Annotated in this window: 16 protein-coding genes; 8 read left to right on the forward strand and 8 right to left on the reverse strand. The window is 56.7% G+C overall.

Going from position 1 to position 14,922, the window contains the following annotated elements; all coding sequences use genetic code 11:
• Positions 1-199: 199 nt before the first annotated feature.
• Entirely contained in the window at positions 200-895 is a 696-nt protein-coding gene (locus L881_RS0103410) for a phosphatase PAP2 family protein (protein ID WP_025732314.1), read from the forward strand.
• Positions 896-948: 53 nt separating this feature from the next.
• The gene (locus L881_RS0103415) at positions 949-1,671 is read left to right on the forward strand and encodes a phosphatase PAP2 family protein (protein ID WP_025732315.1); all 723 of its coding nucleotides are present in this window, start codon (positions 949-951) and stop codon (positions 1,669-1,671) included.
• A gap of 351 nt (positions 1,672-2,022) precedes the next feature.
• Here the strand turns inward: L881_RS0103415 and pstB are convergent, their stop codons facing one another.
• The 4 genes from pstB to pstS all read right to left on the reverse strand — a co-directional run bounded on the left by pstB (position 2,023) and on the right by pstS (position 6,075).
• A complete protein-coding gene (gene pstB, locus L881_RS0103420; protein WP_025732316.1) occupies positions 2,023-2,877 on the reverse strand; it encodes a phosphate ABC transporter ATP-binding protein PstB in 855 nt (284 codons plus the stop codon).
• A gap of 2 nt (positions 2,878-2,879) precedes the next feature.
• On the reverse strand, positions 2,880-3,734 hold the full coding sequence (gene pstA, locus L881_RS0103425; protein ID WP_025732317.1) for a phosphate ABC transporter permease PstA: 855 nt from the start codon (positions 3,732-3,734) through the stop codon (positions 2,880-2,882).
• A gap of 15 nt (positions 3,735-3,749) precedes the next feature.
• The gene (gene pstC, locus L881_RS0103430; protein WP_245587915.1) at positions 3,750-4,718 is read right to left on the reverse strand and encodes a phosphate ABC transporter permease subunit PstC; all 969 of its coding nucleotides are present in this window, start codon (positions 4,716-4,718) and stop codon (positions 3,750-3,752) included.
• Positions 4,719-5,022: 304 nt separating this feature from the next.
• Positions 5,023-6,075, reverse strand: coding sequence for a phosphate ABC transporter substrate-binding protein PstS (pstS, locus tag L881_RS0103435; RefSeq protein WP_025732319.1), 1,053 nt, complete (start codon positions 6,073-6,075; stop codon positions 5,023-5,025).
• Between the two features lie 354 nt (positions 6,076-6,429).
• Here pstS and ssuC point away from each other — a divergent pair, with 354 nt between their 5' ends.
• The 5 genes from ssuC (at position 6,430) to L881_RS0103460 (ending at position 10,037) form a co-directional block, all read left to right on the forward strand.
• Positions 6,430-7,227, forward strand: coding sequence for an aliphatic sulfonate ABC transporter permease SsuC (gene ssuC / locus L881_RS0103440; RefSeq protein ID WP_025732320.1), 798 nt, complete (start codon positions 6,430-6,432; stop codon positions 7,225-7,227).
• 71 nt (positions 7,228-7,298) lie between these two features.
• Positions 7,299-8,144 carry an ABC transporter ATP-binding protein gene (locus L881_RS12750; RefSeq protein ID WP_025732321.1) on the forward strand — a complete coding sequence of 282 codons (846 nt, stop codon included), beginning with the start codon at positions 7,299-7,301 and terminating at the stop codon, positions 8,142-8,144.
• Positions 8,145-8,183: 39 nt separating this feature from the next.
• On the forward strand, positions 8,184-8,402 hold the full coding sequence (locus L881_RS0103450) for a TOBE domain-containing protein (protein WP_025732322.1): 219 nt from the start codon (positions 8,184-8,186) through the stop codon (positions 8,400-8,402).
• 97 nt (positions 8,403-8,499) lie between these two features.
• Entirely contained in the window at positions 8,500-9,360 is an 861-nt protein-coding gene (locus tag L881_RS0103455) for an aldo/keto reductase (RefSeq protein ID WP_025732323.1), read from the forward strand.
• 77 nt (positions 9,361-9,437) lie between these two features.
• Positions 9,438-10,037: a hypothetical protein gene (locus tag L881_RS0103460; RefSeq protein WP_025732324.1), complete on the forward strand. Its 600-nt coding sequence runs from the start codon at positions 9,438-9,440 to the stop codon at positions 10,035-10,037.
• Between the two features lie 184 nt (positions 10,038-10,221).
• On the opposite strand, the gene L881_RS0103465 is transcribed toward L881_RS0103460, so the two are convergent.
• The 4 genes from L881_RS0103465 to ykgO all read right to left on the reverse strand — a co-directional run bounded on the left by L881_RS0103465 (position 10,222) and on the right by ykgO (position 13,992).
• Positions 10,222-11,061 (reverse strand): EAL domain-containing protein, encoded by an 840-nt coding sequence (locus L881_RS0103465; protein WP_025732325.1) that lies wholly within the window; start codon positions 11,059-11,061, stop codon positions 10,222-10,224.
• 144 nt (positions 11,062-11,205) lie between these two features.
• Positions 11,206-12,519 (reverse strand): lytic murein transglycosylase, encoded by a 1,314-nt coding sequence (locus L881_RS0103470; protein ID WP_025732326.1) that lies wholly within the window; start codon positions 12,517-12,519, stop codon positions 11,206-11,208.
• 122 nt (positions 12,520-12,641) lie between these two features.
• Positions 12,642-13,610, reverse strand: coding sequence for a serine O-acetyltransferase EpsC (gene epsC, locus L881_RS0103475; RefSeq protein WP_025732327.1), 969 nt, complete (start codon positions 13,608-13,610; stop codon positions 12,642-12,644).
• Between the two features lie 235 nt (positions 13,611-13,845).
• Positions 13,846-13,992: a type B 50S ribosomal protein L36 gene (gene ykgO, locus L881_RS13530; RefSeq protein ID WP_084055381.1), complete on the reverse strand. Its 147-nt coding sequence runs from the start codon at positions 13,990-13,992 to the stop codon at positions 13,846-13,848.
• Between the two features lie 300 nt (positions 13,993-14,292).
• Here ykgO and L881_RS0103480 point away from each other — a divergent pair, with 300 nt between their 5' ends.
• On the forward strand, positions 14,293-14,877 hold the full coding sequence (locus L881_RS0103480; RefSeq protein WP_025732328.1) for a nucleoside 2-deoxyribosyltransferase: 585 nt from the start codon (positions 14,293-14,295) through the stop codon (positions 14,875-14,877).
• The last annotated feature ends 45 nt before the right edge of the window (positions 14,878-14,922 follow it).

Consider the following 14,922-nt stretch of genomic DNA (forward strand, 5'->3'; position numbering starts at 1 on the left):
GCCTGACACGTAAAGGGCCATGGGGGAAATCCTCATGGCCCTTTACGTGTGCGCCAACCCCTCGAAAGTTTTGACTCAGAAAGTTTTCTCGATTCTTGCACGAAAATATCACGCTCACTTTACATTCATCGTGTTTGCAGCAATTCAACCTCGGTAAACTAAGATCACTTATACAACATAGATCTACCAAGGGATAACAATGAACATTGCAGCACTGTCGCGCTGCTACATGGCAGCATTCCTGCTGCTCGGCAGCTGGTTTATACTCCACTCACAATGGGACGCACTGGATACTGGGCTGTTTTTCTATTTCAATCAGTACCTTACTCCGGAGCATCCGCTGTTTGTCAAAGCCCTGGCGCTGACCAATGCCCGATTCTTCGACTCGATCATCTTCTGCACCATGCTGGCCATTCTCGTCATCAATCTGGTGAAGAAGCTCACTGTGCGGGCATTTTGCTACTGGTTCAGTGTGGCGCTGGTCATGTCGGCGTGCTCTGGCGTTGCCACCCATATCATTCACGAGATGCTGGAGTACACGCGCCCTAGTCCTGCCTATTTGCACGATCATGTGCATCTTATTACGGCGCTAACCGACTATAATGTGAAGGATGCGGTCAGCAATAGCTTCCCTGGCGATCACGGCGTACACGCCATGATCTTTGCTGCCTTTATGCTGCGCTTCGCTAGCCGGCCATGGGCAGCGATCGCGATTGTGCTGGCACTGCTGGTGACCTGCCCGCGCATCATGGTCGGTGCTCACGCCTTCAGCGATGTTTATGTCGGCTCACTTACACTCGTGCTGCTGCTGACACCGTGGTTTCTGTTTACCCCGCTCCAGCGCTGGGTAGAAACACGACTCATGGGCCTCTTTCGCCCTCGACCCAACGCCTGACGTTCTCGCTTTTGACGTTCGGCCTCATTATTGACTACACGTAGATCCCGTACATGCCTTTGAAACGAATTCTGACCCTCAACATTCTGGGCCTGCTCATTCTGGCAAGCTGGTGGCAAACCGCACTGCCCATCTGGCCAACCCTGAACGAATGGGTATTCTTCTCGTTCAATCACACCATCACCGAGCAGCATCCCCTGTGGGTCACCGTGCTGGGAGCGCTCAATACGCGCATTTACGATGTCACCACCTTCCTGCTGATGCTGTTGGTACTGGTGTTTGCCATGCGTGAGGACCCACGGCCGGCGCGCACCTGGCACTGGTTCTCGATTGGTTTCGTGATGCTGGCAAGCGCGGGCATTATTGCGCTAATCAATAACGACCTGCCCTACGCCCATGAAAGCCCCTCGCTCTATTTCCACGATATGGGCGAGCACGTCAATTACGTATCGCAACTGGTGTCGTTCAAGGCGAAGGATAGCGCGGGCGACAGCTTCCCCGGTGATCACGGCATGATGCTGCTCGTTTTCACTGCCTTTGTGATGCGCTACGCACCGCGCAAATGGACGCCGGTAGCCGTGATAATGGCATTCTGCTTTAGCATGCCGCGCATCATGGCCGGCGCCCACTGGTTCGAAGATGTCTATATGGCGTCACTGGCGATCGGTCTGATCTACTTGCCCTGGATACTCATGACGCCGCTCAGCGACCTTGCCATCAAAGGAGTTGAGCGCCTGCTACGCATCACGCGCTTGCCCGGCACTCAGCGCCTCTGACAGATCAGCCCCACTCGCGACACTGCCAGTGGGGTTGATTGTTTCTGGGCGGGAAGAACCTCGCGCCACGCCACCTCTCTCGCCCTGCTCCTGCTACTTCCTTCCCTCTTTCCCATAACGCAGTGCGCCTCAGCGCGGCCTATCCACGGCACACTTATGCCACGGCTCCTGATAGCGTCCAGTGAGAGATGCTTCATTGAGAAGCGCGTGAAGCCATCGGCAAAAGCAACACCTGGGCACTGGCTGCCCACCGCGACCACGCCCGCCCTATTTCCTCTTAACGACAAACACCCCCATGAGAGGCAATTCCCATGGGGGTGTAAGACGATGCAGAAACGAGCAACGTTAGCGTTAGCCGTAACGCCCGGTGATGTAGTCTTCGGTCTGCTTGTTACGTGGCTGAGTGAATATCTTCGAGGTGCGGTCGTATTCGATCAGTTCGCCCAGATACATAAAGGCCGTCATGTCGGATACGCGCGCGGCCTGCTGCATATTGTGAGTCACGATAACGATGGTGTAATCCTGCTTGAGTTCATTGACCAGATCTTCAATGTAGCCAGTCGAAATCGGGTCAAGCGCTGACGTCGGTTCGTCGAGCAGAATCACCTCCGGCCTCACCGCGATACTACGTGCGATACAGAGGCGCTGCTGCTGACCGCCGGAGAGTGCCTGACCACTCTGGCGCAGCTTGTCCTTCACTTCATCCCACAGCGCCGCCTTGCGCAGCGCCCACTCCACACGCTCCTCCATTTCACGGCGTGGCAAGCGTTCATACAGCTTCACGCCAAAGGCGATGTTATCGAACACAGACATCGGGAACGGTGTCGGGCGCTGAAACACCATGCCAACACGAGCGCGCAGCAGGTTGATATCAATGCTGCGGTCGTTGATGTCATAGCCGTCCAACATCAGACGACCTTTGGTGTGCATGTTGGGGTAAAGGTCATGAATGCGATTGAAGCAGCGCAGCAGCGTTGATTTACCGCAACCGGAAGGGCCAATGAAGGCCGTGACTTCGTTGGCGGGAATTTCCATGCTGATATTCTTGAGCGCATGAAACTTGCCATAGTAGAAGTTCAAGTCCTCTACCAGCAGCTTGGTGCTGTTCGGCGTGTTCTTGGCTCCCCGCTCGGCAAGGGTGACGCCCGGCGTCACTTGCGGTTTCGTTTCCGGCGTGGAAGCGGAATAAGCGTTAGTCGAGGGCATGATTACCTCTTGTTGGTGTCTCGCGACATGAAGCGCGCGATGATATTGAGCACCAGAATGGTTAACGTGAGAATCAAGGCTCCACCCCATGCCAGTTCGACCTGACGGGGGATAAAGGAGTTGATCGTCATGTTTTGATAGATCGTCATTGGCAGGTTGGGCATTTCGCTGCCAAGATCGAAGAAGTTCCACTGGTTGGAGTTGAGCGAGGTGAAGATCAGCGGTGCAGTCTCACCACTGATACGCGCACAGGCCAGCAGGATACCGGTGATGATACCGGCACGCGCACCGCTGTAGCAGACCCGCACCACCACCCACCAGCGGTGTGCGCCCATGGCCGAGGCGGCTTCGCGCAGGGAGTCGGGCACTAGCTTCAGCATGTCTTCGGTAGCGCGAATGACCACCGGAATCACAATGACCGCCAGCGCCAGAATGCCCGCCCAGCCGGAGAAGTGCCCCATCGGCAGCACCACCAGCGCATAGATGAAGAGACCGATAATCACCGAGGGTGCCGACAGCAGCACGTCGTTGATAAAGCGAATAACGCTGCCGAGCACCGCATTACGGCCATATTCCGCCAGCCAGGTACCCGCCCCCACACCGATAATGGTGCCGATGATGGTGCCGCCCAGGGTCAGCATGATGGAGCCGAGAATAGCGTTACCCAGGCCACCACCTGACATTCGGGTACGCTCGGTAAACGTTGACCATTCGATCGCGGTAACGCCCTGCCACAGCAGCGTAGCCAAAATGGCTAACAGCCAGAAGATGCCGAACAGCGCCGCCGCCGAACACAGCACCATTACCGTACGGTTGAGCAGCTTGCGCTTTCGATAAAGCGAATTGGAGTGTTGCATCTGCACAGGCTCCGGCTACGGCATGCGACGCTGCATACGCTTGAGCATCAAGCGCGCGCAGGCCAGCACAGCGAAGGTAATCAGGAAAAGAATCAGGCCCAGTGCCAGCAGCGCCGAGCGCTGCACACCGGTGGACTCGTTAAACTGGGTAGCGATCAGCGCAGCGATCGAGGTGCCCTGCCCCGTCAGGGTGGCCGAGAAGAACAGGTTGTTACCGATCACAAAGGTAACCGCCATGGTCTCGCCCAGAGCACGCCCCAACCCCAGAATAACGCCCCCCACCATGCCGACCCGAATCGACGGCAGCACGACCGAGCGCACGACTTCCCAGGTGGTGCAGCCCACTCCGTAGGCGGATTCCCGCAATACGGCAGGCACGGTATTCATGACATCGCGCACGGTAGCGGTAATGAAGGGAATAATCATGACAGCCAGGATAATGCCCGCCGTCAGCAGCCCTGTGCCGGTCGGAAAGATGGTGGGCGACAGCCATTGCAGCAGCGGTGCCAGTACCAGCACACCCCACATGCCATAGATGATCGACGGGATACCCGCCAACAGCTCCACCGTCACCCCCAGCGGACGCCGCAGCACCGCAGGACACAGTTCGGTCAGAAAGATCGCGATGCCAAACGATACCGGTACGGCAATCACGACCGCGATCAGCGATGTGATCAGGGTGCCGTAGATAGCGGGCAGCGCACCGAAGACCTGCTGATTGGGCGCCCAGCGATTTTCAGTGAAAAACTGACCACCATAGGTGACCAGCGCAGGCCAGGAGGAAATCAATAGCGACAGCATAATGCCGCCGAGCAGTACCAGCACCAGTATCGCCAGCGCTCCGGTGCCGTTTTTGAATAACCGATCCATCAAGCCGTGGCGCGCCAGCGCGCGACCTTCCTGCTGGCTCATGCTCAGCAACGGTGATGATGTTTCGCTACGACCACTGTCACTCATGACATCGACCTCAGCACTGTTTGACATGTACGCAGCACAATAAACCTTCGTTCGATGGAGGAATCCACACCCTGTCTGACCTCATCCGAGAGCGCCGTTGCCCCTGTTCGGGCGTATGCAGGCAGCGCAAGCGTCAGTACGAACTCGCTGACATGCTGCACGGTAACCTGCTGGCTCACTCAGTTAATCTTCAGACAGCGGAATGTATTGTCACGGATGAATGTGACACGAATGCTACAACACCGGGAAAATCCCGGTGTTGATAACACTTGCTTGAACCGCTGTCAGGAGCGCCGGGCACTAAAGGTGCGCAGCACTCCTGCACCGCGTTTTACTGCTCGGTCCACACTGGCTTGCCATCAGCCTTGATGCGCGACCAGACGTTTTCCTTCACGATTTCAACCACGTCTTTCGGAATCGCAACATAGTCGAGCTTGGTAGCTGCATCGCTGCCATTGGTGTACGCCCAGTTGAAGAAGTCGAGGGCCTGTTTGGAGGCATTGCCATCTTTGGCATCGGCGTGCATCAGAATGTAGGAGACCGCAGTGATCGGCCAGCTATCTGCGCCCGGCTGGTTGGTCAGGATCACGTCAAAGCCAGGTGTACCCTTCCAGTCAGCGTGAGAAGCTGCGGCCGCGAAGGTTTCACCAGAAGGTGCCACAAAGCTGCCGTCCTGGTTTTTGAGTTCCAGTGCTGGCAGATGATTCTGCTTGGCGTAGGCATATTCAACATAGCCGATTGCGCCCGGCACCTTGCTGACCTGTGACGCCACACCGCCATTGGCCTGAGCGCCAACACCTGCCGGCCACGACACTGACTTGCCTTCACCGACCTGCTGTTTGAAGTCGTCGCTGACCTGTGCCAGATAGTGAGTGAAGTTGAAGTTGGTGCCCGAACCATCGGAGCGATACACCGGCGTAATACGCTGCGACGGCAGATCCACGCCTTCATTCAATGCAGCAATGCGCTTGTCATCCCACGAGGTGATCTTGCCCTGATAGATGGCAGCCAGTGTGGGGCCATCAAGGCGCAGCGTTTTACCTTCCGGCAACTTGAGGTTGGCTACCGGCACCACACCGCCCATGATCATCGGGAACTGCACCAGATCATGCTCTTTCTGTTCATCCGCTGACAGCGGCGCATCAGAAGCTCCGAAAGTCACCGTACCCGCTTGAATCTGCTGAATACCACCGCCGGAACCGATCGCCTGATAGTTCAGACCAGCACCGGTTTTATCCTGATACTCATCTGACCATTCGGAATACACCGGATAAGGGAAGGTAGCGCCAGCGCCAGTAATGGTAGCGGCAGCATGAGCAGGTGCCTGAACACCAAGACCCACAACCAGTGAAGCGGCAAGAAGGAGCGAACTGCGCTTGAGCATGCGTGCTCTCCATAAATCAGGTGCGATAGTAAAAAGTTGGTTCTGCGCTCGTATCGAGGCATGCGAAGAACTGACACTACGCTAGCAACCTAGCATGTCAGTTTTATTGCAAAGCGTCATATTTCACTCGCCACCAGCGCCATGGCATAGCCCATATATTCAATAACCGAATATACAAACCTGAAAACTGTATTTAACGGTAATTAAGGAACCACCTACTCTGGAACACTCGTACCGCCGCCCGCTTCGCAACCGCAGGGTGTCAGGGATGGCCGCAGCTGTTCGATCACTCATGTTGTGAGGGGCCGAAACCTGCCTTTTTTTACCGCCTGATTTATTGTCAAAGGAATCCTCATGGCCAGCGCACGTCGTCATCCGCTAGAGCACCTTTTTAATCTTGCCGCGCCCTGGCTGTTGCCTATCGTGCTGTTGATCATTTGGGAGCTGGCCGCCGATTACGGCTGGATATCGGCGCGTATTCTGCCCTCACCGTCAGCGGTCGTTGAAGCTGGGTGGCGCACCGTACAGGATGGCTCGCTGTTCGAGGCTCTGTGGTCGAGCACTCGCCGCGCTCTGATCGGCTTTGTGATTGGCGGTACCGCGGGGCTGGCGCTGGGCTTTATGACCGGACTCTCGTCGCTGGCATCACGCCTGCTCGACAGCAGCCTGCAAATGATCCGCAACGTGCCGCATCTGGCGCTGATTCCGCTGGTTATCCTGTGGTTCGGAATCGGCGAAACCGCCAAGATTTTTCTGGTGGCGCTGGGCACGCTGTTTCCCATCTATCTCAATACCTATCACGGCATTCGCAATGTTGATCCTCACCTGATCGAAATGGCGAAAAGCTACGGGCTGCACGGTACCAGGCTGTTCTGGAACGTGATCTTGCCCGGTGCGCTGCCTTCCATTCTGGTGGGCGTGCGCTTCGCGCTGGGTCTGATGTGGCTGACGCTGATTGTGGCCGAAACCATCAGCTCCACCGATGGCCTTGGCTATATGGCGATGAACGCGCGGGAATTTCTGCAAACCGACATCGTTCTTCTCACGATTGTGCTCTATGCGCTGCTGGGCAAGATCGCCGACCTGATGGCCAAGGGCCTCGAATACTGGTGGCTGCGCTGGCACCCCGCGTTTCAGCGCAGTAGGCGCTAAGCCCAACTAATTCAGGCCAGCCTTCCATCTTTCCACTTTCAACTTTCCACTTCAGCGAGCGGATCATCTTCATGTCACAGCCCTATCATGCTTCCCAGCACACCACGGCCCTCACCCTAAGAGGCGTTGCGCGCCACTTCGACAATACCCAGGTGCTCAAGCAGCTCGATCTTGATATCACGGAAGGCGAAATCGTCGCCATTATCGGTCGCAGCGGCTGCGGTAAATCAACGTTACTGCGCCTGCTGGCCGGGCTGGATCACGCCGACGACGGCACTCTTGAGTGGCACGGCGCACCGTTGGCCCGCCACACCCGCGATATCAGGCTGATGTTTCAGGAGCCGCGCCTGCTGCCATGGAAGAGTGTGCTGGATAACGCCGCGCTGGGCAGCAATCACATGGTCGCGCACCAGGCGCTGGAAGAGGTCGGATTAAGCGAGCACCAGCAGCGTTGGCCGGCCCAGCTATCAGGGGGACAGCGCTCCCGAGTGGCACTGGCGCGCGCCTTGGCGCATCAGCCGCAATTGCTGTTGTTGGATGAGCCGTTGGGCGCCCTCGATGCCCTGACCCGTTCCAGCATGCACCAACTGATTGAGCGGCTGTGGCGCGAACACGGTTTTACGCTGGTACTGGTAACCCACGATGTCGCGGAAGCAGTCACCCTTGCCGATCGCGTGATTCTGCTCGATGAAGGTCGCGTGGCGCTCGACCTGCGTATTGATGTACCGCGCCCCCGCCGAGCAACCGATCCCCAGGTGATTCGCCATGAGGAAACCCTGCTGGCGCACCTGACCGGTCAACATCACTCGGCTGATAGTGACCGCTCAACCCACGGTGGCAGCGATGATGCTCCACACGACCACTATCTTCGTCAGGCACAGGTTGTACAGGTATCTCCCGACGCCATCGCTATCTGATGGGTACTTCTCCCAACCGATAATCAACGGAGTCACTCCATGTCCAATGAACCTGCCCTGAATCCACGTAACCAGTTTCGCGGCACCATCAAGCACATTCACGAAGGTGACGTGCTCAGTGAAATTGATGTCGAAACGCCCCACGGCATCGTAACGTCGGTGATTACCACCCGTTCGGTACGAGAGCTGAAACTTGCAATCGGCTCGCCGGTGCTGGCCTTCGTCAAGGCCACCGAAGTCGCACTGGCGCGTCTTTGATCGCAGCTATTGCCACCAACGGTCCCCTGCGCTTTTCAGAGGCAGGGGGCTTGCTTTAGGCTGGGAGGGAAATGTTGAAACTGTCCAAGGAGCCATCATGACGCGCACGGTTAACTTTGCTGGACATCAACTTCCCGCCATTGGTCAGGGCACCTGGCATATGGGCGATGGGCATTACACTGCCGAACAAGAGGTCGATGGATTGCGGCGTGGGCTGGATTTGGGCCTAACGCTGATTGATACCGCCGAAATGTATGGCAATGGCCGTTCGGAAAGTATTGTGGGACGCGCCGTCAAAGGCCGCCGCGATGACGCCTTTATCGTCAGCAAGGCGGTGCCTTCCAACGCCAGCAAAAAGCGCTTGAAGGAAGCCTGTGAGCGCAGCCTCTCCTATCTGGGCATTGATAGCCTCGATCTGTACTTGCTTCACTGGCCCGGCAGCACCCCGCTCAGCGAGACACTGGAAGGTTTCGAGCAGCTTATTGATGAAGGCAAGATCAAGCGCTGGGGCGTGTCGAACTTCGATACCCAGGACACCAATGCATTAGCGCGCACCAGCGGCAGCAGTGACTGCGCCACCAACCAGGTGCTCTATAATCTCGGCTCACGCGGTATCGAATTCGATTTGCGCCCATGCCTGCGCGAGCTGGATATTCCGCTGATGGCCTACTGCCCCGTCGCCCAGGGCGGCAGCGCCAGCCGTCATCTGGTCAACCATCCGGTTGTACAGGAAATTGCCGCCCAGCATAACGCCTCCCCCACCCAGCTATTGCTGGTATGGGCCATTCGCCCGTTCAACGGCGAGCAGGACCTGATCGCTATTCCCAAGGCGGTGACTCCCGCGCATATCGAGGAAAACGCCAAGGCTCTGGAGATAACGCTCAGCACTGAGCAGTTAGCGAAGCTCGATGAAGCCTTTCCCCCGCCCGCTCGCCCCGAGCCGCTGGATATCGTATAAATTCCAGCGCTTCACCCCGCTAGTGTGGGGAACATTGCGTTAAGCAGATAAAAAGCATCGCACGGTTGAATCGTGCGATGCTTTTTCCTAATGACCTGCCAGAAGCGCCAGAAGTGAATTCTACGCTGCTCCAGCGCGCTCATTTTCCGAAAACGGTGCAAGTGCTACGCGCAGCCTGCTTCCTGAAAGCCCTGGCGCACGCGGGTAGCCTGATGATTCTGGAGAAGTACAAGGTCAGGGCCATGGTTCCTTCATGGATCAACTACTATTCGGGCAGAGATATTGATATAAGAATGAAAAAAACATTAATAGCAGTTTCTATACTGCTGGCATCAAGTAACGCAAACGCCTTCGAAATTCCACAAGGGCCTGATTTTACACCATTGAGGGAGTCAATACAGAAACTCAAGGTCATGACCGAGGATGGTCAATATCAAATCAACGGCACTTCAGAGTTACGAGAATACCTTGGGCAGGGCAGCGCCCACCCTGAGTTGCAGGATACTGAAAAGACATTTCTGGAGAATACTGCCCAGTTTTGCAAGGATGTATTATATAGAGCTTTAACAATAGCAGGACAAAATGATTACAACAAAAAATACAGCGACTGCATGATTTCCTTTATTGAACAAAGGTCACAACTTATTTACGAATATAATGTAATGCAAAAAAGGTGACTTTCTTGACGCATCATTTTTATCAAATGAAATCTATAAAATGAACCCCATCAAATAAAATCAACCGAACGAAGAGATTAAAGCCCTGGGGCAATCGACACTCCCAGAGCTTCATATGAGACGTGGCTGCGTTAATCTTCCGACAAGGGCAGACAATTGCCCTCTGCCCCTGACGGACTATCTCCTAGTGATGGCTTGCGGCGATTTCATCAAGCCGGTCACCGCTGACGGCATCGACATCGAGCCGCCAGGCCAGCTCCAGAGCTTTGCTGCTATCCAGCGACTGTAGCCACACCTTCAACCCCTCGGCGTGAGCGCTGCTGATCCATTGATCGAGGCGTGCCTGCAACATGCGGTTGCGCAGCATCGCTTGCAGGAAGTCAGGATCGGCCGCTACCCAGTCGATGCCCATCTCCCCCAGCAGCGGCCAGTGCGCGTGATCAATCGGCAAGCCTTCGACCAACAAACGATAACCGCGTCCCTCGAAGCTGCTGACCGCGCGCCGTACGTGTTCGTCTTCAATCAGCGCGCTGGCCTGCATACGCAGGATGATCTGCGTTGGCAAAATGCCCAGCTGCGCCAGCAGGTTTTCGAACACCTGGCCGTGGGATGCTTCCACCGCTCTGACATGGCGCCAGTGAATATCCAGGATTAACGGCACGTCAGAGGTCGCTGGGTCACTGCCATGCTGGGCAAGGTGGTTCAGCGTATGCAGCACGCGCAGAAAGCGATCGAGGAACACCACATCTTCTGGCTCCCACGCCGAGTAATAGAGCGAACGCGCATTGATCTCGGCACCGTGCTCATCCTCGATGCGCAGCCACGACTCAAAGGCGACCGGCGCACTGATTTCACTGTTATAGAGTGCGTGCTGGCCGGGAATCACCCGCATGCCGTCGATCTCCCCCGTGATTTCAGCGCGTTCCGACACATAGTGAATACGCGCCTCGGAAGCGAGTCGGGAAGCACGATTGAAGTCATCAAGGTGCGAATTGAAATAGTTAACAACAGCAGTCAGCGGCATGGCAGATTCATCAGCAAGCAAGAATAAAAGACGGGCAGCATTATGCTGCTGCCCGTTAGTGTGAGCGACACGAGCGGCGAAGTGAAATAGCCTGCCCCCTGCCGATATTCCAATTGGCTATAAAGCCTTGGTGCGATCAAACAATTACCGCGCCGCGTCAACCTGCCGCTTGATCTCCTGACTGATAAAACCATCCGCAGGCTGCCCATGGGCGCGCTGGAATTGACGTACAGCATCACGAGTACCCGGCCCCACAATGCCATCAGCGCCGCCAGCATCGTACCCCATCGCGGTAAGCTGCTGCTGCAACTGCTTGATTTCAGTGCGACTCAGCGGCTTCTGGCTGCGCGGCCAACTGGCCTGCACGCCCGCCTGCCCCGCGACTCGCTGAGCCAGCAGACTAACTCCCAGCGCATAGCTGGTGGAGTTGTTGTAGCGCAGGATCGTGCGGAAGTTATGTCCTACCAGGAAGGCTGGCCCTTTGGCCCCCGCTGGCAGCAGCAGCGCGGCACCTTCCAGCGACGGTAGCGCACCACCCGAGGTAGCACGCACGCCTAGCTGTTGCCAGGCACTGACCGCGCGCTGTTGCTTACCGTCAGCCAGGCTGTAGTTGAAGCCTTGCGGCAGCGACACTTCAACACCCCACGGCTCGCCTGCATGCCAGCCGTTAGCCTTCAGGTAATTGGCTGTCGATGCGATAACGTCGGGAATACTGCCCCAGATATCACGGCGACCATCACCATCGCCATCCACCGCATAACTGTTGAAACTTGAGGGCATGAACTGGGTGTTCCCCATTGCCCCTGCCCAGGAGCCGCGCATCTGATCGTGGTCAATGTCGCCATTCTGGATGATTTTCAGCGCTTCCAGCAGCTCGGACTTGGCCCACGCCTCACGGCGGCCGTTGTAGCCAATGGTCGCCAGCGCATCAATGGTGGGGTAATTGCCGAAGTTGGCACCGTAGTTACTTTCCATGCCCCAGATGGCGACGATGATTTCCGGAGGGACACCGTAACGCTGCTGCGCCCGGTTGAAGTCGGCCCGATGCTGCGCCAGCATCTGCTTGCCTTTGCTTACCCGCGTATCGGACACCGCCGTATCAAGGTATTCCCAGACCGGCCGCACAAATTCAGGCTGTGAGCGCGATAGATTCAGAATGCTGGTTTGCAGGCGCGCATTGCGAAACGCACGTTCAAAGGTAGCGGCGCTGATGCCATGCGAGAGCGCATAGGGGCGGAAGTTGTTCACCCATTGCTGAAAACCGCTCGCGGAATTGCTCTGCTGTGCCGCCCCCGCCTGCTGAGTGGCAGTGGCACTTCCCGCAGAGTTGGCTCCGGAAGACTCCACTGTTCTGGCATCGACGCTGCTGCCCAGCATGAGCAAACCAGCGGCAATGCCCAGGGTGGTGCCCTGCACAAGCGTGGCCCTGGTGCGATTGGCAATTCTGCATGACATCATAAGCGTGCATCCCTGCTGCAACACAAAAGTTTGAGTTTTCCATCTACTACACGTACTACACGCCCAGCGATCTGCGCGGGCACTCCACGCCGTGATCGCTGCGCTCCATTGCGCCGCTCACGCTATAAAAGCGGGCTTTGCTGAATCGGCTTGCCGTTGGCCGTGCTCGCCTGCGACACATTACAGCCAGCCGGTACACCGCGCGTCAACCACACATTCCCGCCGACCACAGCGCCCTTGCCGATGGTGACACGCCCTAGAATAGTCGCTCCGGCGTAAATCACCACATCGTCTTCGACGATAGGATGACGCGGCTGTCCCTTTTCCAGATGCCCATCTTCTGCTTCGGGAAAACGCTTCGCCCCTAGTGTTACGGCCTGATAGATGCGCACGTTATCGCCAATTATCGCCGTTTCACCGATCACCACACCGGTGCCGTGATCAATAAAGAAGCTACGCCCGATGGTCGCGCCCGGATGAATATCAATACCGGTCGCCGAATGCGCCTGCTCGGAAATAATCCGCGCCAGCATCATCAAGCCTTCACTGTAAAAATAGTGCGCCAGCCGATGGTGAATAATCGCTTCGACACCGGGATAGCAAAGCAGCACTTCATCAACGCTGCGGGCGGCAGGATCACCGCGATAGGCCGCCACGATGTCATCATCCAGACGCGCACGAATATCGGGCAGCGCCATGGCAAAGCCCTTTATGATGCGCTCGGCACAATCACGCTGACGCTTCGGGCAGCTCTCACCAATACCGCGCCGCGCCGCATAATCAAGCTCTAGCCGCGCCTGCTCGAACAGCGAGTTGAATGCAACATCAAGGGTATAGCCAACATAGAAATCCTCGCTCTCTTCGCGCAGATCGGCTGGCCCCAGACGCATCGGAAACAGCGCCTGAATCACCTTCGCGATGGATTCACGCACCACGGTCGGCGACGGCAGTTCACGGCCATTAAGTTCATTGGCGCGCTGCTGATCAGAGCGCCATTTGGAGCGACGCTTGCGCAGCTCCGCCACGGCATCGCCAAGCTGCCAATTGATTCTTACGCTATCGCTCGGCGGTTCGAAATTATAAGAAGACATACGGATTCGACTCTTGAAAGGATTGTTGCCAAGCATAGTGAATCGCGCCTCACTGCAAAAGGGCTTGCTGCAAGTTGGTTGTGCCAGAGGCAAGGAACGAAGAGACACAAGAGCGCTGAGGGAGGGAAGTGAATAGGCAGATAACAACAAAAAGGCAGCCGTCAGGCCGCCAAAAGTCTTGTATCAGGTCTTGCATCAACGATTTGTCAGCGAGCCATGCCCCACCCGCTTGCGGCTATTTGCGCCGGGAGCGAGCGCGGCCCTGTACGGCCTTGAAGCGGGGATTGCTTTTACAAACGACATAGAGCCGCCCGCGACGTTTAACCACCTGACAGTCGGGATGGCGTTTCTTGGCTGATTTCAATGAGGAGAGAACTTGCATGATGACATTCGGCCTACTCTATAAATGTAACGTTATACTATTTCATTTATAGAGAAATGCAAAGCCTTCTTGATGCCTCGGTGCGCAATGTCTCAAAAGAAGCCAGCGAGACAGCCCCTTGCAGCAGACACTTCTTACGGCAATGTTCCTGCTGCATCTTTTACAGCGGATGCCTGCTGCTTCCCTTCCGCCTTGCAAGCGCGCGACAATAGCGGCTTTCATCGAGCGTGGCCGCGTAGTTCGATTCACGGGCCAAACGCGCTCGTTTTCTTGTTTACCTTTCATTACGGCAATCCCATCATGGCTACCACGCTTTATCTGGCAGGAGATCTGGTTTTTCGCCCCGGCGCTATCGCGCTTTTCGATCGTTTGAAAGCGATTTGCGCAGAATACGGTATGGAAGGGCTGGCCCCCTTTGATGGGCAGGAAGATGTGAAAACGCTGCCAGCGGGGCGCGACAAGCTGATGACCATCGCCCGCGCCGACCGCGCGCTCATGGATCACTGTGATGCCGGTATTTTCTGCCTCGACCCGTTTCGCCGCGCCCCCGACATGGATGCCGGTACTGCCGTTGAAATCGGCTATATGCACGCGCTGGGTAAGCCGCTGGAGGGCTATACCGTTGATGGCCGCGACTATCCCGAGAAAGTTGCTGACTACTGGCAGCGCGCATGGCAACAACCGCTCAGCGCCATCAGCGGCGACGACGAGCTAAGCTCGGGCGGCTGGCGCGATGCCGACGGCATGCTGGCGCACTCTGAAGGCATGGTGCAAAACCTGATGGTAGAAGGCTTTATCGAACTGTCAGGCGGCAAGGTAGCCGTGGATAGCAGCCTTGAAATCGCCTTCAGGCACGCAGTGAAGCATCTGGCTGCGCGGCTGTAGTGCGAGCCTGCTTCATAACGCATAAACCCACCGCTTGGGTGGGTT

The sequence above is a fragment of the Carnimonas nigrificans ATCC BAA-78 genome, assembly GCF_000526695.1.
Lineage (GTDB): Bacteria > Pseudomonadota > Gammaproteobacteria > Pseudomonadales > Halomonadaceae > Carnimonas > Carnimonas nigrificans.

Bases quoted from the DNA above. Each gene is read 5' to 3' on its own strand.
- L881_RS0103470 (WP_025732326.1), bottom strand. From the start codon at position 12,519: ATGATGTCATGCAGAATTGCCAATCGCACCAGGGCCACGCTTGTGCAG.
- L881_RS0103480 (WP_025732328.1), top strand. From the start codon at position 14,293: ATGGCTACCACGCTTTATCTGGCAGGAGATCTGGTTTTTCGCCCCGGC.
- ykgO (WP_084055381.1), bottom strand. From the start codon at position 13,992: ATGCAAGTTCTCTCCTCATTGAAATCAGCCAAGAAACGCCATCCCGAC.
- epsC (WP_025732327.1), bottom strand. From the start codon at position 13,610: ATGTCTTCTTATAATTTCGAACCGCCGAGCGATAGCGTAAGAATCAAT.
- pstS (WP_025732319.1), bottom strand. From the start codon at position 6,075: ATGCTCAAGCGCAGTTCGCTCCTTCTTGCCGCTTCACTGGTTGTGGGT.
- pstA (WP_025732317.1), bottom strand. From the start codon at position 3,734: ATGCAACACTCCAATTCGCTTTATCGAAAGCGCAAGCTGCTCAACCGT.
- L881_RS0103465 (WP_025732325.1), bottom strand. From the start codon at position 11,061: ATGCCGCTGACTGCTGTTGTTAACTATTTCAATTCGCACCTTGATGAC.
- L881_RS12750 (WP_025732321.1), top strand. From the start codon at position 7,299: ATGTCACAGCCCTATCATGCTTCCCAGCACACCACGGCCCTCACCCTA.
- L881_RS0103415 (WP_025732315.1), top strand. From the start codon at position 949: ATGCCTTTGAAACGAATTCTGACCCTCAACATTCTGGGCCTGCTCATT.
- L881_RS0103410 (WP_025732314.1), top strand. From the start codon at position 200: ATGAACATTGCAGCACTGTCGCGCTGCTACATGGCAGCATTCCTGCTG.
- L881_RS0103455 (WP_025732323.1), top strand. From the start codon at position 8,500: ATGACGCGCACGGTTAACTTTGCTGGACATCAACTTCCCGCCATTGGT.
- ssuC (WP_025732320.1), top strand. From the start codon at position 6,430: ATGGCCAGCGCACGTCGTCATCCGCTAGAGCACCTTTTTAATCTTGCC.
- L881_RS0103460 (WP_025732324.1), top strand. From the start codon at position 9,438: ATGCTTTTTCCTAATGACCTGCCAGAAGCGCCAGAAGTGAATTCTACG.
- L881_RS0103450 (WP_025732322.1), top strand. From the start codon at position 8,184: ATGTCCAATGAACCTGCCCTGAATCCACGTAACCAGTTTCGCGGCACC.
- pstC (WP_245587915.1), bottom strand. From the start codon at position 4,718: ATGTCAAACAGTGCTGAGGTCGATGTCATGAGTGACAGTGGTCGTAGC.
- pstB (WP_025732316.1), bottom strand. From the start codon at position 2,877: ATGCCCTCGACTAACGCTTATTCCGCTTCCACGCCGGAAACGAAACCG.